The 412-nt window shown below is 47.3% G+C and carries 1 protein-coding gene; it reads right to left on the bottom strand.

All coding sequences use genetic code 11. From position 1 onward, the window contains the following. The coding region (locus LRL21_RS44965) for a transposase (RefSeq protein WP_240422229.1) at positions 1-412 on the bottom strand (412 nt) is incomplete at both ends.

Here is a 412-nt window from a genome sequence, read left to right on the forward strand (position 1 = left end):
AGCATTTGTCCAACGGCAACGATGGTAATTGATGATTTCCTCTTGCCAATTACGCATCGTTTTTAGCGCGCTTTTGACGGCTTCGTGGTCGATGGTGTCACCCTTTTCACACCAACGGCCGAAGCCCGGTATGGCAACTTCGACATTCGGTGAATGGTCATACCACACGGTTAAAGCTTCTTTCCATTCCCAACTACTCCGCAGAATAGCTGAGTAGCCCAGTAATTCATCAAGTTTCTGCTTACTTTCGGCAGATAGAGTTTCTACCGGAGGATTGAGTAAGCAGTGATGTGCTTTAAGCAGAGCTCTAGCTCGTGGAGAAAGCGTGTTTTGTACCGATTTACGAACCTCTTGCACGGCCTCTATGACATAACCATGCACATGAAATCGATCTGCGATTCGGATCGCTGTT

Origin of the sequence: Paenibacillus periandrae, assembly GCF_022458865.1 — a bacterium.
Classification (GTDB): Bacteria; Bacillota; Bacilli; order Paenibacillales; family NBRC-103111; genus Paenibacillus_S; species Paenibacillus_S periandrae.